Origin of the sequence: Pedobacter riviphilus (assembly GCF_014692875.1) — a bacterium.
Taxonomy (GTDB): domain Bacteria; phylum Bacteroidota; class Bacteroidia; order Sphingobacteriales; family Sphingobacteriaceae; genus Pedobacter; species Pedobacter riviphilus.
This window is the reverse complement of the sequence record NZ_CP061171.1, coordinates 128,460-154,880: the sequence shown is the minus strand read 5'-3', so window position 1 is coordinate 154,880 and position 26,421 is coordinate 128,460. Positions and strand designations below refer to the sequence as shown.

The 26,421-nt window shown below is 41.0% G+C and carries 16 protein-coding genes; 7 read left to right on the top strand and 9 right to left on the bottom strand.

Annotated elements, in window-relative coordinates:
- Window positions 1-493: 493 nt before the first annotated feature.
- The 3 genes from H9N25_RS00680 to H9N25_RS00670 are packed head-to-tail and all read left to right on the top strand — an operon-like array spanning window position 494 to window position 3,000.
- The gene (locus H9N25_RS00680) at window positions 494-1,546 is read left to right on the top strand and encodes an SDR family oxidoreductase (protein WP_190327599.1); all 1,053 of its coding nucleotides are present in this window, start codon (window positions 494-496) and stop codon (window positions 1,544-1,546) included.
- Window positions 1,543-2,190 carry an NAD-dependent epimerase/dehydratase family protein gene (locus tag H9N25_RS00675; RefSeq protein ID WP_190327598.1) on the top strand — a complete coding sequence of 216 codons (648 nt, stop codon included), beginning with the start codon at window positions 1,543-1,545 and terminating at the stop codon, window positions 2,188-2,190. The genes H9N25_RS00680 and H9N25_RS00675 overlap by 4 nt, the downstream gene beginning before the upstream one ends.
- Before the next feature lie 6 nt (window positions 2,191-2,196).
- Complete coding sequence (locus H9N25_RS00670; protein WP_167292866.1) at window positions 2,197-3,000, top strand: helix-turn-helix domain-containing protein; 804 nt, start codon at window positions 2,197-2,199, stop codon at window positions 2,998-3,000.
- A 414-nt stretch (window positions 3,001-3,414) separates the two neighbouring features.
- Here H9N25_RS00670 and H9N25_RS00665 read toward each other — a convergent pair whose 3' ends face one another.
- Window positions 3,415-4,239 (bottom strand): hypothetical protein, encoded by an 825-nt coding sequence (locus tag H9N25_RS00665; protein WP_190327597.1) that lies wholly within the window; start codon window positions 4,237-4,239, stop codon window positions 3,415-3,417.
- A gap of 903 nt (window positions 4,240-5,142) precedes the next feature.
- On the opposite strand from H9N25_RS00665, the gene H9N25_RS00660 reads away from it, so the two are divergent.
- Both H9N25_RS00660 and H9N25_RS00655 read left to right on the top strand, forming a co-directional pair.
- On the top strand, window positions 5,143-8,190 hold the full coding sequence (locus H9N25_RS00660; RefSeq protein WP_190327596.1) for a SusC/RagA family TonB-linked outer membrane protein: 3,048 nt from the start codon (window positions 5,143-5,145) through the stop codon (window positions 8,188-8,190).
- A gap of 10 nt (window positions 8,191-8,200) precedes the next feature.
- Entirely contained in the window at window positions 8,201-9,802 is a 1,602-nt protein-coding gene (locus tag H9N25_RS00655; RefSeq protein WP_190327595.1) for a RagB/SusD family nutrient uptake outer membrane protein, read from the top strand.
- A 559-nt stretch (window positions 9,803-10,361) separates the two neighbouring features.
- On the opposite strand, the gene H9N25_RS00650 is transcribed toward H9N25_RS00655, so the two are convergent.
- From H9N25_RS00650 to H9N25_RS00625, 6 genes are all read right to left on the bottom strand, one after another.
- Window positions 10,362-11,837 carry a sulfatase family protein gene (locus tag H9N25_RS00650; RefSeq protein ID WP_223833522.1) on the bottom strand — a complete coding sequence of 492 codons (1,476 nt, stop codon included), beginning with the start codon at window positions 11,835-11,837 and terminating at the stop codon, window positions 10,362-10,364.
- 74 nt (window positions 11,838-11,911) lie between these two features.
- Window positions 11,912-12,811, bottom strand: coding sequence for a DUF4955 domain-containing protein (locus H9N25_RS00645; RefSeq protein WP_190327594.1), 900 nt, complete (start codon window positions 12,809-12,811; stop codon window positions 11,912-11,914).
- Window positions 12,775-13,500, bottom strand: coding sequence for a glycosyl hydrolase family 28-related protein (locus tag H9N25_RS00640; protein ID WP_190327593.1), 726 nt, complete (start codon window positions 13,498-13,500; stop codon window positions 12,775-12,777). The genes H9N25_RS00645 and H9N25_RS00640 overlap by 37 nt, the downstream gene beginning before the upstream one ends.
- A 68-nt stretch (window positions 13,501-13,568) precedes the next feature.
- Window positions 13,569-15,260 carry a RagB/SusD family nutrient uptake outer membrane protein gene (locus tag H9N25_RS00635; protein ID WP_190327592.1) on the bottom strand — a complete coding sequence of 564 codons (1,692 nt, stop codon included), beginning with the start codon at window positions 15,258-15,260 and terminating at the stop codon, window positions 13,569-13,571.
- 19 nt (window positions 15,261-15,279) lie between these two features.
- Window positions 15,280-18,429, bottom strand: a complete 3,150-nt coding sequence (locus H9N25_RS00630; protein WP_190327591.1) for a SusC/RagA family TonB-linked outer membrane protein — start codon at window positions 18,427-18,429, stop codon at window positions 15,280-15,282.
- A gap of 127 nt (window positions 18,430-18,556) precedes the next feature.
- On the bottom strand, window positions 18,557-19,825 hold the full coding sequence (locus tag H9N25_RS00625) for a glycoside hydrolase family 88 protein (RefSeq protein WP_190327590.1): 1,269 nt from the start codon (window positions 19,823-19,825) through the stop codon (window positions 18,557-18,559).
- A gap of 316 nt (window positions 19,826-20,141) precedes the next feature.
- Here H9N25_RS00625 and H9N25_RS00620 point away from each other — a divergent pair, with 316 nt between their 5' ends.
- Window positions 20,142-23,339 carry a ligand-binding sensor domain-containing protein gene (locus tag H9N25_RS00620; protein WP_190327589.1) on the top strand — a complete coding sequence of 1,066 codons (3,198 nt, stop codon included), beginning with the start codon at window positions 20,142-20,144 and terminating at the stop codon, window positions 23,337-23,339.
- Window positions 23,321-24,205 carry a response regulator transcription factor gene (locus tag H9N25_RS00615; protein WP_190327588.1) on the top strand — a complete coding sequence of 295 codons (885 nt, stop codon included), beginning with the start codon at window positions 23,321-23,323 and terminating at the stop codon, window positions 24,203-24,205. The genes H9N25_RS00620 and H9N25_RS00615 overlap by 19 nt, the downstream gene beginning before the upstream one ends.
- 187 nt (window positions 24,206-24,392) lie before the next feature.
- On the opposite strand, the gene H9N25_RS00610 is transcribed toward H9N25_RS00615, so the two are convergent.
- Both H9N25_RS00610 and H9N25_RS00605 read right to left on the bottom strand, forming a co-directional pair.
- The gene (locus H9N25_RS00610; RefSeq protein ID WP_190327587.1) at window positions 24,393-25,742 is read right to left on the bottom strand and encodes a Dyp-type peroxidase; all 1,350 of its coding nucleotides are present in this window, start codon (window positions 25,740-25,742) and stop codon (window positions 24,393-24,395) included.
- 104 nt (window positions 25,743-25,846) lie between these two features.
- On the bottom strand, window positions 25,847-26,389 hold the full coding sequence (locus H9N25_RS00605) for a hypothetical protein (protein ID WP_208398845.1): 543 nt from the start codon (window positions 26,387-26,389) through the stop codon (window positions 25,847-25,849).
- Window positions 26,390-26,421: the final 32 nt, after the last annotated feature.

Here is a 26,421-nt window from a genome sequence, read left to right as displayed (position 1 = left end):
ATACGCGGAAGTTCCGGAGATGGTTTATGGAGTATAGGCAGAGACAACAATATATAGTAAAGCCCATGTGAAGTGGCTTTTTGTCTTACATTAATATGATTAGATTTCAGAGGTAATTTACGCCACCAAATATTGATCCTCATAGCTATTATCAACTAACCACCAAAAGCGGGGAAGAACCACTTTTAGCGAAGTCCCCAAACAGGATCAAAAGCTCATCGAAAGATGGGCTTTTTTGTTTAAAGGGTGCATTAAGTGAGTTTTCTATCGCATTAAAAGTATTTTCTGCTGTGCTAAAAAACAAGTGGCCACTTTTGGAATAGTCACCACATTAAACAATGTATGGTCTTCAAGCTGCTTCCCGGCAGAATCTTTCATTGCAGAAAAACCGAATCATTCAACACCTGGACTGCTCAACACAACAACTATGGACTTTACAACAAAATGAGTTATTCTTTTTAGATAGAACTTTGCAGTACAAAATTTAAAAAAAATGACAAATTCAAACAAAGACAAAACAGTTTTAGTAACGGGCGGTTCTGGATTTATAGCAGTTCACTGCATTTTAAAATTACTGCAACAAGGCTATACTGTCAGAACAACACTTCGTTCGTTAAGCAGACAGAATGAAGTAAAAGACATGTTGAAAGTTGGTGGCATCAGTTCTTTTGACAATCTTTCATTTATTGAAGCAAATCTTTCTGACGATAAAAATTGGAACAAGGCAGTTGAAGGTTGTGAATATGTATTACACGTTGCATCGCCTACACCGGCAATTAAATTTAAGCACGAAGATGAATTAATCATCCCTGCAAAAGATGGTGTACTAAGGGTTTTGAGCGCCTCGAGAGATGCCAATGTAAAACGAGTTGTGCTGACTTCTGCTTTCGGTGCAATTGGAATGGGACATAAAAACCGCACTACGCCATACACTGAAAACGATTGGACAAACATAAACAGTAACATCCCTCCTTACCAAAAATCTAAAACCATTGCAGAGAAAGCTGCCTGGGAATTTATAAAAAATGAAGGAGGCAATCTTGAACTTTCTGTTATAAACCCGGTTGGTGTTATGGGGCCGGTTTTAGGAGCGGATTATTCACATTCCAATCAATCCATAAGACAGATGCTGGAAGGCGAAATTAAGGCTTGTCCAAAAATTACTTCTTGTTATGTTGATGTCCGTGATGTTGCCGATTTACACTTGCTGGCAATGGCACATCCAAAAGCAAACGGCGAAAGATTCTTGGCAACATCTGGCGATGCCCTATCAATGTTAGATGTCGCAAAAATACTTAAACGAAGATTGGGTGATGATGCAACAAAAGTTCCAACCAAAGAAATTCCAAATTTTGTATTACGCATTGCCGCATGGCGCAAGCCCGAATTAAAAATGCTGGTCGCTTTATTGGGTCAATATATGCAAGCCAGCGGCGACAAGGCAAAAAAATTACTAAATTGGTCTCCCCGCACAAATGAAGAGGCGATAGTGGCAACAGCTGAAAGTTTGTTGAAATTAGGGCTAATCAAAAAAATAAAGAAATGAAGACAATCATAACAGGTGCAACTGGAATGGTGGGCGAGGGCGTTTTGTTTGAATGTTTAGATAATCCAGCAGTAACAGAAGTGCTGATTATAGGCAGAAAACCCTATGATTTAATCCATCCAAAACTAAATGAGCTAATTGTAAAAGATTTTTCGGAAATCAGCAATCATTCAAAACTATTAAAAAATTATGATGGCTGTTTTTTTTGTGCAGGCGTAAGTTCAGTTGGTGAAAACGAAGAGAGTTTTACCAAAAAGACCTACGACTTTGTAGTCCCATTTGCCACATCATTATTGCAAATTAATCCGGCAATGGTCTTTATTTATGTATCGGGAAACCGCACTGACAGTACGGAAAAAGGAAAAGTAATGTGGGCAAGGGTAAAAGGACGAACCGAAAATGCGCTAATGAAAATACCTTTTAAAGGTCAATATAATTTCCGACCTGCGATAATGACGGGAAGCAAAGGACAAAAAAATGTAAAGACGATTTATAAAATATTGGGCCCCTTAATAGCGCCATTTTTCCCTGCAAAAACTTTAAAACTTAAACAAGTTGGGCAGGCGATGATTAATGCTGTATTAAAAGGATACCCAAAGCAAATTCTTGAAGTGGATGATATCATACAATTGGCAAAAAATTGATTTAAAATGAAAGAAACTGCTATATCCGCCTGCTATGTAAGCCCCTCACTATCAACGGAACAGTTTGTTCCCGATCATTGTTTTATGTACCTCATTGCAGGCACCATGCTTGCTTATGACGGAAGTAAAGAATATAAAATAAAGGGTGGGGATTATGGCTTGGCAAGGCGAAATCATTTAGCAAAATACACTAAACAGCCTGATAACGGAGCGTTTAAAAAAATCTACATTTTGTTTGAACAGGATTTTTTGAAAGAATTTCAAGAAACTTATAAATTTAAGGTAGAAGATAAAAAGACACCTGGTGGTATTATACCGTTAAAAAAAAATGCATTAGTCAAAAATTTCATCCAATCGCTTACACCTTATTTCAATGAACACGGAACAATTGACGAACAATTTTTGAACGTAAAGCGCAGCGAATTGCTTTTAGTATTGCTGAAAAACAACCCGGAACTGGCAAATATTTTATTTGATTTTAGCACCCCTGAAAAAATAGACCTTGAAGCATATATGAACCGCAATTACAAATTCAATGTAAGGATAGAACGCTTTGCCTATTTGACCGGACGTAGTTTATCCGCTTTTAAACGGGATTTCGAAAAAATATTTAATGCGACACCAAGCCATTGGCTGGTGCAAAAAAGGTTGGAAGAAGCCTACCATTTAATTGATAAAAAAAACAAAAAGCCATCTGAGATTTACCTTGACTTAGGCTTTGAGGACTTATCACATTTTTCATTTGCATTTAAAAAGCTGTTCGGACATTCGCCAACAAAACTGACCGAATCAAAGAACACAAGCCGCTAATGGGATTGGGCGTTATAGGGGGTGTTATCAAGGATTTTTGAACTTATTCGTGTGGTCTTAATCTTAAACGATACATTCTCTAAAATTACCTAACTTTATTTTTATAATCTTTCTTTTTCCTATACTGGTATTCAACTTTATTGTTTACCGTTTTCTCAAAATTTACCACCGCCTTACAATGCTCATAAAAGGCCGACATAGCGAAGCTCGCCCCTACTAACAACGTCACTCTTGCAAGTGGCTTTTGTTGTTTAGCGAGTTTTGTATATTGTGGTTCGGTGATATACCGACGGCAGGCTGAAGGGTAACATTTTCCATGCAAGGGCTGCGACGGTACGAGTGCAGGCGGCGACCTTGATCGTTTTGTGAAAGTAGATTTTCTATTTCGAATTTAGAAAGCGTGAATACCTTATGCTATTTGTTTTTCATTATTTTTTCCCATTCGGTCTGGGTTAGAATTTCTAAAAATTCATTGCGAAAGTGCCATGCAGATACATAGCCAGCTGAAACAATGAAACTGATTACCCAAGTGGTCTTTGCCTTCCATAATTTAAATGCACAAATATCTGTCGCGGTAATAAAAGGACTTGTTTCACCTAAGTGTTGATGTGAGGATGCTTTTATCGCCTCTTTACCACCAGTTCCCAAGGGAATAAGATTGTTATGAAGCTTTGTTTTTTTAATTATATCATTGTCTTTGTCAAAATTAATCAGGTAATCATTTCCTAATAACACTTCATCCGGTGTCGTTTGCGCAGTGATGACATATACTTTTTTTGCTCCATTTTTTATGACAGGAACAAGATTTAAACTGGTATTTTGATAAAATTTAAAAAGCGTGTCGTTAGAAACAGCCTGTGCAGCTTTTAACCGGATAGCATACAAGTCTTTTTCAATTTCGGTAAATTTTCTTGTTGTGGTGTCTATACTATATTTAGACGAGTCAAAACTATGATCGAACTTAACTGTCGCTAACACTACCGGATCATTATTTTTAGAAAAAAAGATAGTGGTCATTTCTCTTTTTGTCTCATAAGAAAAATATCCCCCAGATAAACGCTTCTTCCCTCCGAAACTGGAGGTGAAAATCTGTGTACCATGACCTGAAGCCCATTCAGAACGATAAAGCGTTTCCCCCTCTGCATTAATGCTATCAGCAATCAGTCTAAGCGCATTTTTTTGTGCTGTTGCGTTTTGCACCAGGATAAATAGGGTAATCAATGTTAACAGTTTTTTCATTAATAGCGAAAAGGTTGGTGAATATTTTGTGAATATAAATAACCTTGCGGATTTTGTGTAACGCGGTTGTAATAGAACGAATTGGTTTCAAACTTTTAGATCGTTATTTATAAAAACTATATTTCTAATTTTGGCCGATCGTTTAAGAAAGCTAATTCACGTAAATCATCCAAAAAATAGTTCGAGAATTGCCCAGCAATGGCTACTGACTAAAAGCTCATCGAAAGATGGGCTTTTTTTTGTTTAAAGGGTGCATTAAGTGGGTTTTCTATCGCATTAAAAGTATTTTCTGCTTACTTCAATCATAACCTTTTCTCTGCCATTATATAGAATTTTTGCTTGATAAATCTACAGCCTGTTGGTGCATCTACTGCCGCAGATTTTTGATCTTTGCCTCTTATAAAGAGTTAGTAAAACGCCTTCAGCCATTTCAATATCTATAAAACCAAAATGCCAATCGGATCTTGTTCTAGACAATATCCACTTCCCCAACCTTTCCTTAAATAATAGAATTAAACTGAATTCCTCTTTCCGGGTGTTCGATTCTTTCATAATTGTCAACAATATCAATTACCCATAAGAAAACGCTTATCAATCCACTTAAATACACCGAAAATTACAATTTTTACATCTTATATCTAACACAATTAATATATAAAACACAAAATATGTATTTTTTTTAAAAAAATTCATTAAAAAACATACATAATTCTAATAAACACAATAAATCATCAACCAAAATCAACATAATTATTGATTAATATTTTAAAATATCAATTTTAACTCAATAATTATAGCCTAAAATTAATAATTTATAGCAAAAAATTACCTTTAACGTTTTTAAACTTACATAAATTACCTTTTTTATAATAAATTAGCGGAACTAAACTAAACTTTATTGATATGAGGAGAAAATTATTCTTAATTTCTTTCCTAATGCTATACCTTGCTCAAGGTATTTATGCGCAGGATCGTACAATTTCAGGAACAGTAGTGGGAAAAGACGACGGTTTGCCGCTCCCGGGGGTTACAGTTTCAGCCAAAGGCTCAAAAGTCGGAACAACCACTGGAGCTAGCGGTACTTTCAGACTTGTCGTACCAAATAGCACTACGGAATTAATATTTAGCTTTTTAGGCTATTCTACCCAAACCGTAGCAATCAGTACTACGGAGATGAAGGTTTCGCTGGCTGCAGATTCCAGACAGTTATCTGAAGTTGTTGTAACCGGTGTGGGTACAGCAACTGACAAAAGAAAAATCGGGGTAGACGTTGCAACCTTATCGTCAAAGAATTTTGCCAAAAGTGTTGTTACAGGCTCAGTAGAACAAGCGCTACAGGGGCAGATTGCAGGAGCTGTTATCCGTACAGGTTCCGGCCAGCCAGGGAATGGAGCATCAATTATCCTTAGGGGCATTAATACTTTAGGAAGCACCTATCCCATGATCTTGGTCGATGGAGTTGAGGTATCTGATTTAAATGGTTTAGATCCAACTTTAGTTGAAAGGGTTGAGGTTGTTAAGGGTGCTGCGGCAGGTATGCTTTACGGTGCCCAGGGTGGAAATGGTGTAATTCAGGTCTTTACTAAAAAAGGATCAAAAGGTACTGCGCCTACTGTTAACCTTAGTTCTAAATTCAGTAGCGATCAAATTATAACCGGAGATAACCTTATGGCCAAGTATCATCATTATGTTACCGATGCTCAAGGCTATATCCTGGACAACAATGGCGTAAGGATTGCAAGGGGTACAGATGGAAAATACACAGAGCCTGCTTTATTATCAGGGCCTACTATATTAAACAATAAACCATATGTAGAAACGGTATATGACCACCTTAAACAGGCTTACAGAACTGCTTCAACATATAACAATAATTTAAGTATTTCAGGGGGAGGAGAAAAATCCGATTATTCTATCAATGTATCCAGATTAGACCAGCAAAACGTAATGAACAACAAACTTGCCAGAAATACCGCTGGTATAAACCTAGGCGTAGAGTTGTTCAAAAATTTCACATTACGTTCTATCTCACAGGCTGTAATCGAAAATGAAAATCTGATTTCAGGTAACCGTTTTCCACTTTTAAACTCTTATCAGTTTATCGATTTCACCTACAGGGATGCCTTGGGCAATTTAATTGTTCAGCCTAAAGAAGAAAATCAGAGCAACTCTTTGGCCGAAAACGATTGGCATGTAAGAAAAGATAAGTCTACCCGTTTTGTGCAGAGTTTAAATCTGAATTATAAGTTTCCAAAATTTGTAGAACTGGATTACAAAGCGGGTTTAGATTATTATGCACTGAACAATCTTGATTATTATAAAAATCAGACTTCTACCGGTCAGGATTTATATTTTGGTACCAGAGAGGGTTCTTACGAGCAGAGTAATACAAGAAACACCAAATTCAATTCAATAGGCTCGGTGTTTTTCAGAACCGATTTTGAAAAAGATTTCAATTCTAAATTACCAATTACCACCTCAACACAGGTTTCCTATGATGTTAGGAAGGAGGCTTATAATTATTTTAACGGCAAAGGCGTCGGTTTACCTCCTTATCCTCCATACAACATTAATGTTGCAACTACTAAAACCTCAACAGGTAATTCAAACGAGTTTTTAAGTTATGGTCTGTTGTTTAACCAAAGTATCGACTGGGGTACCTTGGCTGGTATCTCTGCAGGTGTAAGATCTGATTATTCATCAGAGTTTGGTGCAGGTGGTAAAGCTTTTACCTTTCCAAGGGGAACAGCTTATTTTAACCCTTCAGATTTATTGAAGTTATCATGGTTGCCCCAATGGAAAGTCCGTGCAGCATACGGTGAAGCTGGTATTCAACCCGGAAGATATGCTCGTCAGGTTACTTTGGACGCAGGTACTTTAGGCGATGGCAGCTATTTAACGCTGCCGGGAACGGCCAGTAATCCTTTTTTACGTGTACAAACATCAAAAGAGTTTGAAGCGGGAACAGATTTCGTGTTGACAAATAATAATAAAGCTTGGGTAAATCGCGTAGCAATTACCGCAACATACTGGAAGAGAGAAAGTGGCGATGTTATTCAAGCTGCCGATCTATCACCATCTACAGGCTATGTTGCTATCAACGATAACCTAATGTCATTAAAATCTAAAGGTTATGAATTGAGTGCCGATGCAACAATGCTCCAGAAAAAGAATTTAACCTGGAATTTTGGGGTTCGTTTTGCGCATTCTCAGACTATGGTTGATAAAATTGCAAACGGTCAGGATGTTGTTTCAGGCAATTTTGCATTAAAAGCAGGAGAACGTTTTGGTATTTTTTATGGACAGGTCCCACTTTCCTCTGTTGACCAGTTAAAGCCTAATGGTTCACGTTATATTGCAGCAGCAAATGTTGGCGATTATGAACTGGTAAACGGTTTTGTAACCAATAAAACAACTAAACAAGTTGTGGTGACCGGCAGTGACGATAAGAAAAATATGGGTGACCCGACTCCCAAATTCACAATGTCATTTATCAATAGCTTCAATATCTATCAGGATTTGAGTCTGTCATTTCAGTTTGACTGGAATTATGGCAATAAGGTCTACAATTTAACCCGTCAATGGTTATACAGGGACCAACTTGCTGCCGATTTTGACAAAGAAGTTACCATCAATGGTCAAACAGGTGCATTTACATCTTATTATGGCAGTTTGTATAATTCAACAAACCCAATTAGCTGGTTTGCAGAAAGCGGTTCATTTCTTCGTTTAAGGGATTTATCGTTAACATATAACCTTCGCAATGCCTTAAATATCAAATGGGCCAAAACAGTCTCGGTAACGGCCTCAGCGAGAAATATTTTAACAATTACCAAATACAGCGGATTAGATCCAGAATCCAGCAGTACCGGAACATTGGACAGGGGTGTAGACAGCTTTGGTTTCCCCAACTTAAAATCATATCAATTTGGTGTTAACATTGGCTTTTAAATCTGAAATCATGAAAAAAATTATAAGCATATTTATATTGGTCGTTTTTATGAGCAGTTGTCAGAAAACGGACCTGGAACTTATTAATCCTAACTCGCCGACTCCTGACGCTTCACTTACGGTTGAAGATGGAATATTAGCCTTCTCTAAAGGATTATATGTTAAAGGGCTTGGTGCCAATTTCGTTATTGCATGGTCCCTACACAGCTTTATGGGTGATGAACTTTATTCTCCCTACGGAAACTGGGGCTGGAGATGGGCGGAACAGGTTACTGCCATTACTTTACCTAATGGCACAGTATTAAAAAATCCGATCGGACCGGAACAAAAACCACAGTTGCAGAGCACAAATAGCAGAACAGCTGGTGATTTAAATGTATTTAAATATGAATGGGAATCAATGAATTTGTTAAATGCAAGTTGTAATTTATTACTTGCATCAATCGATAAGCCAGAAACAAAATTTACCGGAGATGCTGCAGCTAAAAAAGCAACTTTAAGGGCTTGGGCTTATTGGTGGAAGGGTTACGCTTATTCTCACATTGGCTCAATGTATGTTTCGGGCATAGTCAACAATAATTCTGACGGAACAACAAACGGTGACTATATAACCCGTGATGCGATAATAGCTGAAGCAACAAGCAATTTTGATAAATGCATCGTACAACTGAATGCAATTACTGCAGCAAATATTGATGCATACAACTCTACCATTGACGCAGTTATCCCTGATTTTGCTGCCCGTTCTGCAAGGATTACGCCCGATATGTGGAAAAGACAGATCAATAGCTACAAAGCCCGCAACCTCATGGCTAATAAAAAAGTAGCCTCTATGACTGCCACAGATTGGGCTGCAGTTACAACTTTGGCCAATGCAGGTATGTTGGCTACAGATAATAACTTCAGGATAGGTATGGATCCGAACGGCACGAATGATCTTTCTGGTGCGTTTTACCATCCTTTTGCATTATTGGGATTAGGTGCTCAGTTTACCTTTGTAAGCGAGAGGTTGATACAGGAGTTTGATGCAGATGATGCAAGGTTAGCCGCAAACTTTTATCTGCTTACCTCACCTAACTTAAGAAACGACAGAGGTTTTAATTTTGGCACCAGATATGGCGCTGTTCCGATCGAATCGGGAGGTAAATTTGCCACCAGTGATAACCGCGGATTTATGGAGATCGGCGCAACTTATGAAGAAACCCGTTTGGATATTGCCGAAGCAAATATAAGAACGGGTTCTGTAGAGGCAGGGTTAACGATTATTGACCAGATCCGGGCTTACCAAGGGGCAAATGTTGCAACAACTGCAGGAAGAGGCTTAACTCAGGCTGATGCAATAGTAATTTTAAAACGCGAACGCAGGGTTGCGCTTTTTCAACGCGGAACGGCTTTCTATGATGCAAGAAGATGGGGCGTTACACAGCCTGCGGCTTCAGGCGGTGGACGTGCTGCGGCCAATGTGCTAATTCAGGGCTCAACGCTGGGCACTACAGGATCTCAGATTAGAAGTTGCTTTATTGATTATAATTTCATGGATTATTTTGATATTCCACTAAACGAATTAGACTTTAACCCACCAGCACCAGGATCTGCTCCGGTTAAGCAATGATCAACTGTTAAAATTAATTTAAAAGAACGCTCAGCAGTTAATTCTGCTGAGCGTCATTGTTTAATAGCCTTTTAATCTTCATCAATGCTACTCGTTTCAATGCCGGTCCATTTTTTTGGGGTATTTTAAAGATTTATCCAAGTCGTGAATTTACTTGTCGTTTTGTATACTTAGACGAAGGTGCCCTTCATCTGTCCCGTACTGCTATAGCTTATCATTAAAAACAAAAAAATGGCAACAAAAATTCAAAGACAAGACAAAAATTTCAAGTAAGAAACCTTGGGGTCGGTTAAGTGAGGGTGTTAAAGAAAAAATTCTGTATGAGATAAATTCAGGGATGCTCAGCAAGAGTGCAGCAAGTCGAAAATACGGTTTGCCCCTTTTTCAGTTTAGATAGCTAATAAAAATCAAATTATTTTGTACTGATGTTAATCCATTTCAGTTTACCCAGATAATTAGTTCTTGTGATGGACCGTAGCCATGCCTGTTCTACAGCATCAGGTAGCAGCGGATATTTTATGGCGTTTACGCATCAGTTATTAATTTTTGCGCTACACCATTATTGGCCCGGCACAAAGGCATCTTTCGTTTTTTCGAGCCACTGTAGTAAAACGGGTTGCAGCTTTTTAACAATAGGCAAATCGGCCCGGTAAATGTTATTCAGTTCAAAAGGGTCGGCTTTTAAATCGTAAAGTTCGTAGGCTGCTTTTCCTTTTTTCTTCACAAAAGCCAGCTTATAATCTTTTGTGCGGATGCCCCTAAAACCGGTATTGATATTTACATTGTTGCTGCCAATGGCACCTAAAATATATTGTTCGGCAGGTTTTTCGCCTTTGCCGTTGAGGTAGTATTGCGCGTAACTTTTGCCATCTACATTTTGAGGCGTTTTGTTTTTCAGCCCCATCAGTTCTAAAAGCGTTGGATAAATATCGGGCACACTCCCCAGAAAGGTATCATCCTTACGCGGTAAAATATGGCCTTTCCAGTTTACGATAAACGGAATCCTCAGCGACTCTTCGTAAATATTGTTTTTCGATTCTTCTGCATGCTTGCCTAAACAGTTGCCATGGTCGGCCATGATGACTACAATGGTATTTTGGGCCAGCTGCTGATCTTTTAAGCCCTGCAAAATGCGGCCAATCTGTTCGTCTACGCCCGTAATATTGGCATAATAATAACGCACATCCTTGCGGTACTGATCGCCAAATGGGGTACCCGCTGGCGGTATATTGGGATCTTTTACCAGATCGGCTAAAGGGATATCTTTATACAGGTTATAATATTTCTGCGGAACAGTTTTGTAATTAGAGTGCGGCGGATTCATGGAAACCACCAAAGAGAAAGGGGCACCGCTTTTACGGATTTTTCCCTTTTCATTTTTAAAGTAAGCCAATGCTTTATCGGCTTCGTGCTCCGGCCCCCATTGGTTTACGTACTTAAAATCATCGCGTTTATCGTTGGTGTCCCAGTACATGGGCTTGTTGTGCTCATCGTAGGTACCATAGGCATACCAGTAATCGAACCCGTGCCTGCGGTCGGGTGCAGTCCATTCGTTCCACGCTAATTTCTCGGTGTTGTTTGAGGTAGGGATGTAAGGTTGGTACGGCGAATCGAGATGCCATTTACCGATGTAACCGTTCGAATAACCGTTCTGTTTCAATACATCCGACCAGCATACGGCATCTTTTTGAAGTTCGATGCCGAAAGGGGCCGAACTGGAATTTACATTGCTGTACACATGGTTTTTGAGCGGATATTGCCCCGTCATGAGCATGGCCCTGGCTGGCGAACAAACTGGGTAATTACTTACCATCTGGCTCAGCACCAAACTCTCTTTGGCATACTGATCCAAATACGGGGTCATTACGGGCTCCCGGCCTTCGAAACCCATGGCCTGCCCTCTCCACTGATCGGCCATGATAATTAATAAATTTGGGGTGGTTTTAGCCTTCATGCCCTTTTGTGCCATAACCGAAAACGCAGCTAACAGGGAAAGAAAAAACAGGATATAAGTGGGATATTTTTTATTGCTCATTCGCCTTGGTTTTTTATAAGTTTTCATTATAGACAGTCGTGCCAGGTATAGCTCATTCCTTTGTATTGCGCATCTTATTTTTCGGCCAAAATACCCTGTGCCTTAATTTTCTTTTTCTCTTCGGCTATCCACTCGGGTAATTTACCTAATCTCAATTCCAATTGTGCCTCGAATAACGACTCGGGTTGTACGGCTTTGCCCAGACTTTCCAATACCTGCACCTGGTCTTTATTAAAGGTAGTCCCGGCACCATGATATCCCACAATAATGGGTGGCACTATTTTCCACCAGATTGATTTGGCCGGCCAGAACTCGAAATTCTTTCTGGCGGCACCTAGCTGGTTGTAGTTCCATAAAACCAAATTACGGCCATGGTTGGGCATATTAAAAATGGCCCCTCCTGCCCTTCCGTCAGACAGGCCTCCGGTTACCTGATCGAGCAGGGTACAGCGGGGCTGCGAGGAATGCGATTCGAAACAGGTATTTTCAGGGTAGCTTGAACGCCAGATTACCGTAGCTGTAGTACTTCCGCCGCCTACGCCCACAGCATGGTGCATTCCGGTCAGATCGGTAATATTGGCCAGCAGAACACCAGTAGAACCACCAGCGGCATCCACAGAGTTATGCCCCATGTTGCCCTCAAAAACCAAATCAATAGCAGTACAGGCTGCCGATGCGCCGATGGTTAAACCGTTATTTACATTGCGGAATCTGCAGTTTCGCACCCAGGAGTTTACCGATTTGTTTAAACTCAGGATACTCCAGCCGCTATCGTCCTGTGCAGAGCGGTGGTGCACAAATTTCTTTAGCCAATTGCCCTCGAATGCGATATTCTCGACCCCTACCTCGCTTAAATGGACAAAGCTTAAAATGGTCCAATGGTGTTTGGCCTGCACGTCATAGTGAATAGGCTCTACCAGCGTAAGCTTGTTACCATTTACTTTGGCCACCTGGTGGCGTTCATTAACCTGCACCCCTTTTTAACCAGGGAAGTCCAGCTGGTATCGGGTTTTATGCCCCTCAAATCATAATCAATCAGTTCAGGACTGTTATTGATTACCTCCAGGATAATCCAATCGCCAGCCTTAATTTTTGAGGCATTGTTCACTTCGATGATATGACTTTCTCGCGGAGCGTTGGCGGTCACATCAGCCAGTTTTTTATTCGTACCTTTTGCGCCAATGTTTATCGCCATAGGTACCGACCACATTTCCAGAGGATTGGCAGGTGGCAAATCTTTATCAAAAAACAAAACGGTACCGCCATTACCTCTTCCTTCCCCCCTTAACACAATCTTTGATCCCGAGATGCGGATAACCTCCTGGTCGTCGTTGCCGGTATTAAAAACGTATCGTCCTTTGGGAAAATAAATAATCCCCTCGCCATTGGCCTCTGCCGCAGCAATGGCACGGATAAATGCTTTTTTATCGGACAGGTTATCATTTGGAACAGCCCCAAAGCTGGTTACATCGAAAACTTTATAATTTACCTTTGGAATGGGAACCTCGCTGTAACGATAACCGGCATAGGAGAAATCGGGCAAAACAGGTGTGACACCTGTACTTTTTGCAGTTTTAAAATCCTGCCATATCGCGCTTTCCTGTGCCTGGAGCGATAAGCTCCCGATAGTGATTAAACCTAAAATAATTCTTTTTATAGCCATACATTTATGATTACGATGCACTAAAATCTGCCGTTTAAGCCCGGCAGGTTTCATTTATTTGCAGCTTGTTACCAGCCTGGGTTATTTTCTGTAATGAGTTTATTAGATGCCATTTCCAAAGAAGGGATCGGAAACAATAAGTTTCTTGCGGTCACATTTTTACCGCCCAAGCCACCGTACTGCTGGTTGCCTGAAGTAAGTGCACCACTGGTAGGCGCAGCACCCATTTCGGCACCAACTGAATTCATAGTCGATACAAATTTATTCCAGCGGATCAGGTCCATGCGGCGTAACCCCTCGAAACACAATTCGCGCATGCGCTCGTCTTCTATAGCCTGTTGAAAAGTAGCTTTGTTAAGCCCCGTCAAATCGGCCACTGCACTAGCTGCAGCAACAGGTAGCCCATAGCCCCTGCGGCGTACCTGGTTAATGGCATCGAAAGCCTCGGCTGTCGGGCCGTTCACCTGGTTTTCGGCTTCAGCAAACATTAAAAGGATATCGGCATACCGCAGCACCGGGAAGTTAATTCCGGTCTGGTTTTTATCTTTAGGCGTAAGCAGTTCGTACTCCCTTCTCCATTTGGCCATATCCCTGCCATACTGAACAGTTTTGGCGATGGCCGTTTTGGTAGCGGTATTGGCGGTATTGTTGACCGTCCAGGTATAGGTGGTGAGTACCCAATCGCGGCGCAGATCTTTTCCGGTTGCATCGTACTTATTAAATAAACGTGCTGTTCCCTTTATAAAACCATAGCAATAACCCGGATAGTTATACAATGGCGAATTGGCTGCCGATGGTGTCATGGTAATCCCCACCTGGCTTCCTAAGGGGCCAAGATCGAAATAACCATCAGCACGGTTGCCCTTAAATTCAATTTCCCACATGCTCTCTTTGGTGTTGTAAACCTCTTGCGCAGCATTGATAAATATCTGGCGGTAGGCATTATTGGAGTTGGCCGGTACCGATGGCAGGGTTTCATTGAAACCATTAAATGTAGCATCTGAACTAAAAGTTGTGTTTAAAGCATGTTCTCCTGAGCTGATCACTTTTTTCGTCCAGGCAAGTGCATCCGCATATTTGCCGGTATCGTTTAACGGATAACCCGCCATTTGCAAACAGACCCTGGCCAGAATACCCTGCACTACTGTTTTGGATACACGGCTGGGATAACCGATTGCCGTAGAGGTCGCTACCTTTGTTTCAGCCGTAGTCATATCTTTCAATATCTGGGCATAAACATCAGCTGTTTTACTTCGGGCTAGTTGCACACCGTTGGGGCTTGTTGTTGGCGCTAACCTTAGCGGCACATCGCCAAAGCGGGTAACCAGCATAAAATAGTAGTAGCCCCTTAAAAATAAAGCCTCACCCAATATGATCTGCCGCTTTCCTTCATCCATTTGAGGTACGTCTACGTGTGCAATCAAATCGTTGGCACGGTTAATACCGGTATAAAGATCGGTCCATAAACCCGTTACATTGGTGTTCGAAGGATCGAAATTAAATACCTGTATACCGGTTACCTGACCAGAACGGGCATAATACCCCTCATCAGTACAGGCTTCGAAACCGTTTGGTAAATTGCCGTAAACATTACCCGAACCCAGCGGATCGTACACCCCTGCCAAAGCCTGGGTTAAACCGGTTTCATCCGTATAATATTGTTCAAGTGCAATTTTATCGGTTGGTTCAGTATCTAAGAATTTCTTACAAGAGCTGCTGGCAATGGCCACCAAAACTAATAATACATATATCTTTTTCATCTTGAAATAATTTATTTGATTAAAATGTAAGGTTTGTACCAAAAACTACGGTACGGGCACGCGGATAGGCAGAAAAATCAAAGCCAGGTGTTAATACCGAACGGTAGGTATTCACCTCAGGGTCTGCTCCCGAATACTTGGTCCAGGTGGCTAAATTCTGTGCCGATACAAAGAATCTTAATGTTTTAAGGTATACTTTTTTGAGAACTTTCGGATCTAAGTTATAGCCCAGCGAAACGGTTTTTAGCCTCAGGTAAGAACCATCTTCAACGTAGTTGGATGAATATCCGCCACCAAAAAAGCCCCTGGTGCGGAACATCTCAGCTTCTGAATTCTGCGGCGTCCAGCGGTTTTCATAGCTCGCATATTGATTAAAATTACCCAGGTTATTTGAATTGCCTTCGAAAAGCATTTTATTGACATTTAAAAGATCATTGCCGTACGACCACTGGAAGAAAATGTTCAGATCAAAACCTTTATAAGTAAAGTTATTAGAAAAACCTCCCGTATGCGCGGGTAAACCATTTCCGATTTTAACATAATCCTGGGCATTTACCACGCCATCACCATTTTGGTCTTTATATTTAATATCGCCGGGCTGTATGGCTGTCCTGGTATTGCCATTGGTAGCTACCTCTGGTTTTAAGGTATAAACGGTAACGCCGCTGCCATTAACGGATGTATTAAAATCGGCATATTTATAAGTACCCAACCATTCGTAGCCGTACATAGAACCTAAAGGCTGACCAACTTCTGCAACATAAGCACTTACGTTACGCCAGGCGGCATCCCAGTTAATGGTACTCTCGAGGGTCTTCTGACCTTCGGCAAGCGAAATTAGTTTATTGCGGTTAAAGGCAATGTTGGCATTGGTACTCCAGGTAAAATCCTTGGTAACGATGTTTTGAGTTGTTAAGGTTAACTCCAGCCCCCTGTTTTCTACACTACCAATGTTTTTTAATGCGGTACCAAAACCTGCCGATGGTGGCAATTGGGTATTTAACAATAAATCTTTGGTTGTTTTTCTATATACATCGGCACTGAAGCTAATTCTTTGTTTAAAAAAGCCTAAATCAATCCCGGCGTCTACCTGTTCGGTAGTTTCCCATTTCAAATCGGAGTTACCCAGTTTGGTAGGGATTACCCCCGGCACATATTCGTTGTTGAAAGTGTAGGTATTTACAATCGGATTGAAGTAATTGGTCAGGTAATCAAAATCGCCTACGCGGTTGTTACCGGTTTGTCCGTAACTCACACGCAATTTACCTTCTGATAATATTTTAGATTTTTTGAGGAAATTTTCCTGATCAAACCTCCAGGCAATAGCCGCCGAAGGAAAATAGCCCCAGTGGTTTTGGCTTGGGAATTTAGAAGATCCATCGGCCCTGTAAGAGGCGGTAAACAAGTATTTAGAATCGTAATTATAATTGATACGGCCCAAAAATGAAGCCATAGTCCAGTCAGATGCAGAAGGATCGACCCTTTGCTGTACGCCCTGGTCAAAACCATCAAACATCAGGTCTTCGTTAGGCAATTGGGTTACCGAGCGTCCATTGCTCCAGGTGTGTCTTTTTTGAAGTGTAAATCCGCCCAACAGGTTTAATTTTGATTTTTTACTTATTTTTTTATCCCAGGTCAGCGTGTTTTCGTTTAACCAGTTACTGTAGTTATTATTGGTAATTTTTCCGTTTACCCCGTTTGTACCTCCCGGGCGGCCTGTAGAGGTTTTGGTGTTGTTAAACACATCATTTTCAGCCTTATTTTCGACAATACCAAAAGATGATCTCAACTTTAAATCTTTAAGGATTGCATATTCTGCATAACCATTGGCCGTAATGTTATGTGTATTGGTTACATTGTAGGAATTCTGCAGGTTGATAACCGGGTTGATACGGTAATCGTTGGCGGCGTTCATGTCCGGATCCTGAAAGGCATCTTCCAGATCAAACAATTCGGAAGGAACTGGTCTCATCCCCAGGATTGATGTCATCACGTTGGTGGTAGCACCATTTTCGCCCCTGGTTGGGTCAATCCCTTTTTGTTTAAGGAAGCTGTAATTGGCGTTGACACCTATCTTTAACTTATCGGTAATGGCATAATCGAGCACAGCACGACCGGTATAACGCTGATAGTTTGAATTTAATAAAATACCGTTTTGATTAACTGTTGAAGTAGAAACGGCATATTTCAGTTTTTTAGTTCCACCTCTTACCGCAAAATCGTTGTTGTTGTACAAAGCTGTACGCGAAACCAGATCCTGCCAGTCAATCGCGTTAACACCATTATAATAATCAAGGGTTTTTCCATCTGCAAGATAAATCTGCGTTGGTGTAGCGGGTGTTCCGGTCAGAGCAGGGGTAAGTTCGAGCTGATATTTTACATACTCATAAGGGCTCATCATTTCCATTTTTTTGGTCATGCGCTGTACGCCCAGCGTACTGGAAAAACTGAATACCGGTTTGCCCTGTTTACCTTTTTTGGTTGTAATAACCACTACCCCATTGGCACCCCGGGCACCATAGATGGCAGTTGCCGATGCATCCTTTAAAATATCTATCGACTCGATATCGGCCGGATTAACCACATTGTTATTGGGATCTTCGATCGGAAACCCATCTACCACATATAAAGGGCTGTTGGCCTGGGTAACCGAATTATTGCCACGGATCACAATATCAACTCCCGAACCAGGACGGCCATCGGCTGAGGTGACCTGCACCCCGGCTACACGACCTGCTAAAGCCTCATCGAAAGAACGTACAGGGGCTTTGTTCAGCTCGGCCATTTTAACTGAGCTTACCGAACCTGTAAGGTCTTTTTTGGCTACCGAACCATAACCTACTACCACCACCTGATCCAGGTCGTTGTTCTGCTCGGTCAAGGCTACATTTATCGTTTTTTGCTGGTTTACAGTTACCTCTTTGGCATGGTAACCTACGTATCTGAATACCAGAACAGCTGGTTGATCGGCGGGTACACTGATACTATATTCGCCCTGGGCCCTGGTGGTAACGCCACCTTTTGCCGTGCCTTTAATACTTATACTAACACCGGCCAGGGTTTCGCCGGTTTTTTGATCGGTAACAGTTCCGGTTATCATCTTACTCTGCTGGGCAGAACTCGAAAAAACAGTCAATAGAAAGACTGAAAATAATAGAATTCTTCTCATAACACTCATTCAATAAATTGTTTATACTTGGTTGTTTGGTATCAAATGTATCCCTCAAAGTTAACTTTAAGGGGTATTTTTTTCCTTTTAAAGGTGAAATTTATCCTTTTCCACTGCGCTGCTTTTTTTAAAACAGTTTTAATCCTGCGTTTAGCTTCTTGTATCTGAGTAATGCCTCCATAAAATAGTAATCGGCATACACCAATGGCACATCGATCTGGCTATTGTGCGGAATAGAGCCTACGTTGTGTTTTAAAATAAAATCGGCATTGGTACCTGTTACGGCAAAGTATGCTGGTGTAGCCAGCGAGTGAAGCATTTTTACGGCTGCATCTTTATACTTTTTGGCAGTTTTACCGGTAGTGTAGGTGCTCAGCTCCAACAAGGCCGATGCGGTAACGGCTGCTGCCGAAGCATCGCGGTATTTTACGTTAATGTTATTGGCATTGGAGTTTACACCCGGCTTATAACCTGCCTGATTGGCATTAAAATCCCAGTAAGGAACCAAATCCGCAGGCAGGTTTTTACTGTCGATAAAATAATTGGCTAAACCCTGTGCCATTTTTAAAAAGCGAACATCTTTGGTTTCGCGGTAGGTCATGGTATAACCATATATAGACCAGGCTTGTCCGCGCGCCCAGGTAGAATTATCGGCGTAGCCTTGTGCGGTTTCGCGTGTCAGTACCTTCCCTGTTTTATCGTCGTAACAAACCACATGGTACGAACTATTATCGGACCTGAACTGGTTTTTCATTGTAGTAAGTGCATGTGTAATGGCAATATGCCTGAAACTGGTATCGCCCGAAACTTTTGAGGCAAAGAATAACAACTCGAGGTTAATCATATTATCGATAATTACGGGGAAATTATAACTCTCTTTACCATGCCACGATTTAAACACATTCCACGATTTAATACAACCGGTAACCGGATTAAAGCGGGTGCTTAATGCTTTGGCCGAATTAATTAAAACCTGCTTATAATTTTCGTTCCGGGTAAGCCTGTAGGCATTGCCATAACTGCAGTACATCATAAATCCCAGGTCGTGGTGTTCGGTAAAGTTTTGCAGTGGCGCTAACTTTTCTGTCCACTGGATGGCCTGTGCCTTAAGTGCGTCATCTTTCTTGGCCTCGTAAGCATACCACAGGTTGCCTGGGAAAAAGCCGGTAGTCCATTCGTAAAGGCCGCCACTACGCAGTTTCCCTTCTTTATCCGTTGTTTGTGGAAACGCTGTAGCAGAAAGGCTTTTGCTGGCCAACATTTCTTTTACCTGTTTTTGGCAGCGGGCCAGGTTATACGTAATAAACTTTTCTTCGGTTTGGGCTTTGGTTGTGCTGGTTAAAGTGCTTAACGAAGCAAAAGTAAAAGCGGCGATCAGTAAATTTCTCTTTATCATTTTTAATTTGGTTAGTGCATGCCTGTTTCCAGGTGTATCCGGTCATTTCGTTTTGTAAAAGGGGTATAAATGCGGTAAACCTTTATCGGAACGATTTACCCAGCCCTTTGTCTTATTCGAAATTGCTGTAGTTCTGCCAGTTGAAGGGTAATTTTTTTCCTTAAAAAGGTTAAATATTTCCTTTTCATTCCTAAATTTGATTATAGCTAATGCAAATCGCTTCATTCCGGTTAGATATTAGGAAAGATTGCCAGTAATAATAGCGCTACCCAATAGCATTTAAACCAAATAACAAGCAGAACTTAACGACAAAAATTTGAAGGCGCTTCGATTTTCATTGGTATTGATAGGGCTTTGCAGCATTTTTTTAAATGCCGCTAAAAGCCAGGACCAAAGCAGCCCGCTAATTTTTAACCATTTAAATATCAGCAACGGCTTATCTAACAACTCTGTGTTATCCATTAATCAGGATACTACGGGCTATATCTGGCTGGGCACAAAATATGGTTTAAACCGCTTTGATGGACGTGCATTCAGGATTTTCAAAAACGATCCGCAAAATACCCGGTCAATCTCCTCTAACGATTTCATTAAAAGCCTGGTCATAAGGAACGACCAGCACATGTGGGTGGTAAATAGTGGTTTAGACCTCTACAACCCCGCTAACGAATCTTTTGAGCATATTATGCCAATAGGTACGGGTATAACCAAAATTGTAGCAGATACAAAAAAGCAATATTGGATAGCCACCTTAACCGGATTAAAATTTATTGCAGCAAACAGTAAAAAAATTATTCCCATCCAGCTGGGTAAAGGCAGTACCGAGATTAGCGAGATTTTTGAAGGCAAGGATCAGCATATCTGGGTAGGTACTTCGATTGGCTTATTCGAGCTTTTCTTTAGCAACAAAAAGCTAAAGGTGCTGTTTCATCAGGAGGCTGCGTTTGATGTATTTTATGGCAACCAGGTTAAAACCATTGCACAGGATAAAAATGCCAATTTGTGGTTTGGCACTAAAAGCAATGGCATACAAATCCTGAATACGGCCACCAAAAAGATTAGTCACTTTGCCAAAAACGGTCCTGATAAAAGAAACCTGATCAACAATAACGTCCGGAAAATCATTTCAGTTAAAAATGGCATGATGTGGATTGGCACACAGGATGGCCTTTCTATCGGTGATCCGGATTCGTTTACTTTTCAGCATTACCAGCACGATGTTACCGATGCAAGCAGTTTAAGCCAAAACTCCATTCATGATATTTTTCAGGATAAAGACGGCTCGGTTTGGATAGGTACTTTTTTTGGCGGCGTAAATGTCGTGTATGCGGTTAACACTCCTTTTAAAAGCTATCAAAATAACCGCTCGCCAAATAGCATCAGCAGCAGTATAGTAAGCGCTATAGTTGAAGATAAGCAGCACAATCTGTGGATCGGTACAGAAGCAGGTGGTTTAAACTATTTCAACAGGCAGCGCAATCAATTTACCAGCTATAAGAATTCGCCATCCAATCCAAACAGCCTCAGCTCCAATTTGGTTAAGGCGATAGCAATTGATCAATATCAGCACCTATTGATCGGAACATCGATTGGAGGCTTGAGTTATTTTGAACCCCAAACCGGAAAATTTACAGTGTACAAGCGCAAGGGGATTGGAAATAACAGCAACAATATCGCATCAGACGAGGTGAACTGCTTGCTGGTGAGCCGTGAGCAGCAGGCACTGATTGGTACCAATGAAGGGTTAAATCTTTTTGATCCTTTAACCAAACGTTTTCAGCTGTTAAATTTAGCGGGGAGCAACACCGGGTTTAATAAAAAAATTACGGCACTGTTTCAGGATCGTCAGAACAAGATCTGGATCGGTACGCCAGCAGGTTTATATAGCCTCTCGCCTAACCTGACCATAAAGCCTGAGGATTACAAAGATGAACCAGATCATGCACTTAAATTGAATATTAATTGCATTCAGCAGGATAGTGAAGGGAATATCTGGCTAGGCACCTACCACAAAGGTTTAGCCCTGCTCAATCAGCGCAATAAAACCTTCGAGCTGTTTAACTATAAAAACAACCTGCCCAGCGATAATATTTTAAGCCTGGTTGAAGACAATCAAAACAATTTATGGATTGGTACCGACAATGGCCTGGTTAAATACGATCGCAAAGCCCGCTTTTTCAGGAGTTTTAACATGCTGGATGGCCTGCCCGACAATCAGTTTAACACCAGTTCTTTTTACAAAGCTGCCAACGGAGCACTGTTTTTCGGCACCTTTAACGGTCTGGTTACCTTCGATCCGCAAAAAATAGAAAAAAACAATACCGCCCCCAAAGTGGTGCTTTCGAACTTAAAGCTTTTTAATAACCCCGTCAAAATTAACGATGAAACCGGGCTGCTTACCGAAGACATTAACCTGAGCAAAAACATTACTTTTAACCACCTGCAGAACAATTTTACCTTGGAGTTTTCGGCACTAAACTTTATAAAACCGAGTAAAAACAAATATGCCTATAAGCTGGAAGGTTTTGAAAGCAACTGGAACAATGTTGATGTACCTACTGCCACTTATACCAATTTATCGGCAGGAACCTATACCTTTCTGGTTAAGGCAACCAATAACGATGGCATTTGGAGCAAGGAAATCAAATCGGTTACCATTACGGTTTTACCGCCAATATGGAAAACCATCTGGGCTTATTTGCTTTATGCCATAGCCATTTACTTTATTGTGGCCTACATCATTAAGTTTTTCAGGGCGAAGGCCAAACTGAAGCAAGAACTCTATCTGGAGCATATTGAAGCCGAACACCAGAAGAAAAACTACCAGATGAAACTGGATTTCTTTACCAATATATCACATGAAATACGAACGCCACTTACACTTATTTTAGGCCCGCTGGAGAAACTGGAAGAGATTACGAGCGATAACACCATTGTACACCAATACGCGCTAACCATTAAAAACAATACGGAGCGTCTATACCGCCTGGTAAATGAACTGCTCGATTTTAGAAAGGCCGATTCGGAAAACCTGCGTTTATACTTTGCGGAAACAGATATAGTGGCTTTTTTACGTGGGGTATTTGAAAATTTCAGGCACCTGGCCAAAGCCAAAAACATACGCTATGCATTTAAAACTACAGACGAAGCAATACCCGTTTATTTTGACAAAAACCAAATGGAAAAGGTATTCTTCAATTTGCTATCCAATGCATTTAAATTTACCCCGGCCGATGGAGAAATAAGCCTGGTGATTGAGCTAAACGGTCCTGAACAGGTATGTATTACGGTTAACGATAACGGGAAAGGTATTGCGCTTTATAACATCGACGATATTTTCAAGAATTTTTATCAGGAAGACCAAAGTATGGGTACGGGTATCGGTTTGGCACTGTCAAAAAAACTGGTAGAACTGCACAAGGGAGAAGTTAGTGTCAACAGCAGGCTGGCCACTGAGAACGAACGGGTTTCACGGCTTTTAAAGTATTGTTACAATTGGGCAATAGTCATTTAAGAGATACTTCTACCGATCCCCCTTTAACATCAGAGCGTTATGTACTGGAACATGAACCTGATTATGGTACCGAAACCCCATTCAGGCAAACTATTGCAGGCCCTAACCAAACCAAGCCTACAGTACTTATTGTAGAAGATAACGCCGAGCTGAGGGATTTCATTAAGCAATCACTGGAAAACGATTACCAGGTTCAGCTAAGTGAAAACGGCTTGCAGGGCTGGGAAACGGCCAGTACGAGCTTGCCAGATTTGATTATCAGCGATATCATGATGCCGGTTATGGATGGGCTAACCTTTTGCAAAAAAATTAAAACTGATGTCCGCACCTCTCACATCCCGGTAATTCTGCTCACGGCTAAATCGGCTCAGATACATGAAATACAAGGTCTGCAGCACGGTGCCGATGTGTATATTACCAAGCCATTCAGCAACAAAATCCTTCAGCTCAATATCCACAACATGCTGGCTTTAAAAACAGCCATGCAAAAGAAATACAGCGAACAGCTGTTGTTACCTCCCATTATCCATCCGCCAAATGCATCCGCCGATGAAAAACTGCTATCCAAACTACAGCTCATCATTGATGAGAATCTGGCCAATGCAGATTTCGATATCGCTGCATTAACCCTGGAGATCGGAATGAGCAAATCTGTGCTCTATAAAAAATTTAGTGCGCTCACCAACCTTTCGCTAAATGAGTTTATTAAAACACAGCGTTTGAAACATGCCGTTACGCTATTGCAGCAGGGCGAAACTTCTATTCTTTCCGTAGCGGTACAGGTAGGGTTTAACGATGTAAAATATTTTAGCCGCGAGTTTAAAAAACTATATGGGATCACCCCAAGCCATTATCTCAAAAATTAATATGCTGATTGACTGTTCGGAAGCAAATTATTAAATAGCTAATCAGGAAATAATTACTCCTATTAGGGGCAATAAGAAGGACTTGAAAAAGATATGTGAGCAATTTTTAGAATTTTTACCAGTCAGATACCAAGAGATTGATGTAGAAAAACTACCCCTAGTGATCATTAATTGCCTTATTGTTAAGCTATACGCCACTCATCCACTTTATAGCGTTGATTCCTGGCATAAAAAGGTACATACCGCCCTTTAATGTATTGAAAGTGGGCATTCCAATATAGCGCTTTGGTAAAGGATCGCCAGGCATCGTAAAAGTTCCTTTGCCTTCGTTTAGTCCTATTATAGGATCTCTTTCATTTTTGAGGCTAACAAAGTTTCCATTGTTCACCCATTCTTTTTGCAAAAATTCAAGGGTCTCCATTGCTTTTGCGCTGAATGCTATAAAATAAAGCCCTCGCTCTTTACCGTCATCTTTGGTACTGCCTTCTGCCAGCGGAACACCGTAGCCTACACCTTTGCGTATAATGCGGTGCAGGTTCACGTCCGACATTACAGCCATTTTACTGTTACGCGGGTTCATCCGGCGCATGTGGCTTGAGTAAGGAACTATTTTGCCATTTTGGTCATTGCTAAAATCAAAATCATTATTCTTCCTGGCATCTGCACCTAATGCTGCATTATCTTTAAATGGACACATATTTAATGGGGCACCACTTCGCCATCTGCCTACCATTTTAGCCGCCAGCAATTCCTGCTCAGCTGTCGATTTTGCTTGTTCGCTAAGGTATTTATTGAATGCAGCAACGTGACTGTGATATTTTCTAAAAATTACAAATGTACCATTCTTGGCAAACTCCATTGGCTGCGGCATAGGATAATGGTTGCCTGCTTCGTTGGCATATCCCATAATAAATTCACCTGCCTTTATTGGCCGTTCTTTTGAATTTAAATGCGCTGCCCCACTGCCTTCAATTTCCGGATTGCTGATGCCATCGCGAAAGCCAAAATGGTTGAAATTGCCTTCTATCGGCGTATCAAAATCGGCTTGATAACACAATTTAACACCTCGGTGTTTTTCCAATACCTGAAGGGCAAGCGCTTTTTTGGAATTCAGGTCATCCACCCCCTTTGCAAAGATGGAAACGGCAATGTGGTTACCGGTTGCTTTAAAAACGGCGTCCCATTTTTCGGGGGCATTCTCATTAATATCCATTAGTTTTTCACTGCGGGCAGCCATTCCCTTTTTAAAGGCATCAGGAAAGCTCTCCATTGTAGACTGTGGAAGTTCAAGTTTCTTTAGTCCCTCGTAAGTAAAGGCAATTGCAAGCCAGGCGTCATCATTATCCCACCAATTTTTGGCATTGGTAACGTAAGGCACTATTTCTTTCAAAAATGCTTTTGCGGAAGCAGCATTTAGAATTTCCAGAAAAACATTTACACCATGATAAGGCAGAGGTCTATCGCGCAATATAATGGCCTGTATGTCGTGCAGCTCTATTTTTTCGGCAGTGCGTTTAAATAAATTTTTTAAGAACATAAGACAATTAAAGTTAGAGAATTTGATGTTCAAAACCTGGCGGAAAATCTTCGGCTTCCTGCGAAAACAAAATATATTCCCGTTTCATTAAGAAGGCGTTAAATCTACAATTCCAAAAGTTTGTTCAGTCCTGCACCTATTTTTTCCAAACGTGTTGTATCGGCAACCGTAAGGTTCGGATGGCTGACAAACCAGGCAGAAGCAGTAATTTGTTTGCTAAGTATAAATTCTTTTACGGTTGGAGATTTAATACCAGGCCATCCTTCAATATTTCCAAAAATCAAATCCATCATCTCCGGTATTTTGGTCGCAAAGTCGTTGATATAGGTATCCCAATCGCCATCATAGCAAGTACAGAAAAGCAATTTTGTATCATTTTCCAAAAACACAAAACGCATATCGTGTAGTGTTCCTACTTTTCTTGCCCCTGTAAGGTTACCTTTTAAGGTTTCAAAAATCAACCGCAGATTTCGGGCTCCATCGGGTTTCAAATCTGTGATGATAGTTAATTCAGAGAGTTCGCCACTACGCAACCCGGCATCCCCGGCGCTGGTTACATCGTGTGCTTTGTCCAGCGGTTCACCAACCGTAGCTAAATATAATTTCAGCTTTAGTGCCGCATCCTGTGTGAGTTGTTTGATGCTCATATACATTGAATTAGAGATAAATAAATTTAATT

Bases quoted from the DNA above. Each gene is read 5' to 3' on its own strand.
- H9N25_RS00640 (WP_190327593.1), bottom strand. From the start codon at position 13,500: ATGGCTATAAAAAGAATTATTTTAGGTTTAATCACTATCGGGAGCTTA.
- H9N25_RS00650 (WP_223833522.1), bottom strand. From the start codon at position 11,837: ATGAGCAATAAAAAATATCCCACTTATATCCTGTTTTTTCTTTCCCTG.
- H9N25_RS00625 (WP_190327590.1), bottom strand. From the start codon at position 19,825: ATGATAAAGAGAAATTTACTGATCGCCGCTTTTACTTTTGCTTCGTTA.
- H9N25_RS00610 (WP_190327587.1), bottom strand. From the start codon at position 25,742: ATGTTCTTAAAAAATTTATTTAAACGCACTGCCGAAAAAATAGAGCTG.
- H9N25_RS00660 (WP_190327596.1), top strand. From the start codon at position 5,143: ATGAGGAGAAAATTATTCTTAATTTCTTTCCTAATGCTATACCTTGCT.
- H9N25_RS00665 (WP_190327597.1), bottom strand. From the start codon at position 4,239: ATGAAAAAACTGTTAACATTGATTACCCTATTTATCCTGGTGCAAAAC.
- H9N25_RS00635 (WP_190327592.1), bottom strand. From the start codon at position 15,260: ATGAAAAAGATATATGTATTATTAGTTTTGGTGGCCATTGCCAGCAGC.
- H9N25_RS00655 (WP_190327595.1), top strand. From the start codon at position 8,201: ATGAAAAAAATTATAAGCATATTTATATTGGTCGTTTTTATGAGCAGT.
- H9N25_RS00630 (WP_190327591.1), bottom strand. From the start codon at position 18,429: ATGAGAAGAATTCTATTATTTTCAGTCTTTCTATTGACTGTTTTTTCG.
- H9N25_RS00670 (WP_167292866.1), top strand. From the start codon at position 2,197: ATGAAAGAAACTGCTATATCCGCCTGCTATGTAAGCCCCTCACTATCA.
- H9N25_RS00605 (WP_208398845.1), bottom strand. From the start codon at position 26,389: ATGAGCATCAAACAACTCACACAGGATGCGGCACTAAAGCTGAAATTA.
- H9N25_RS00675 (WP_190327598.1), top strand. From the start codon at position 1,543: ATGAAGACAATCATAACAGGTGCAACTGGAATGGTGGGCGAGGGCGTT.
- H9N25_RS00680 (WP_190327599.1), top strand. From the start codon at position 494: ATGACAAATTCAAACAAAGACAAAACAGTTTTAGTAACGGGCGGTTCT.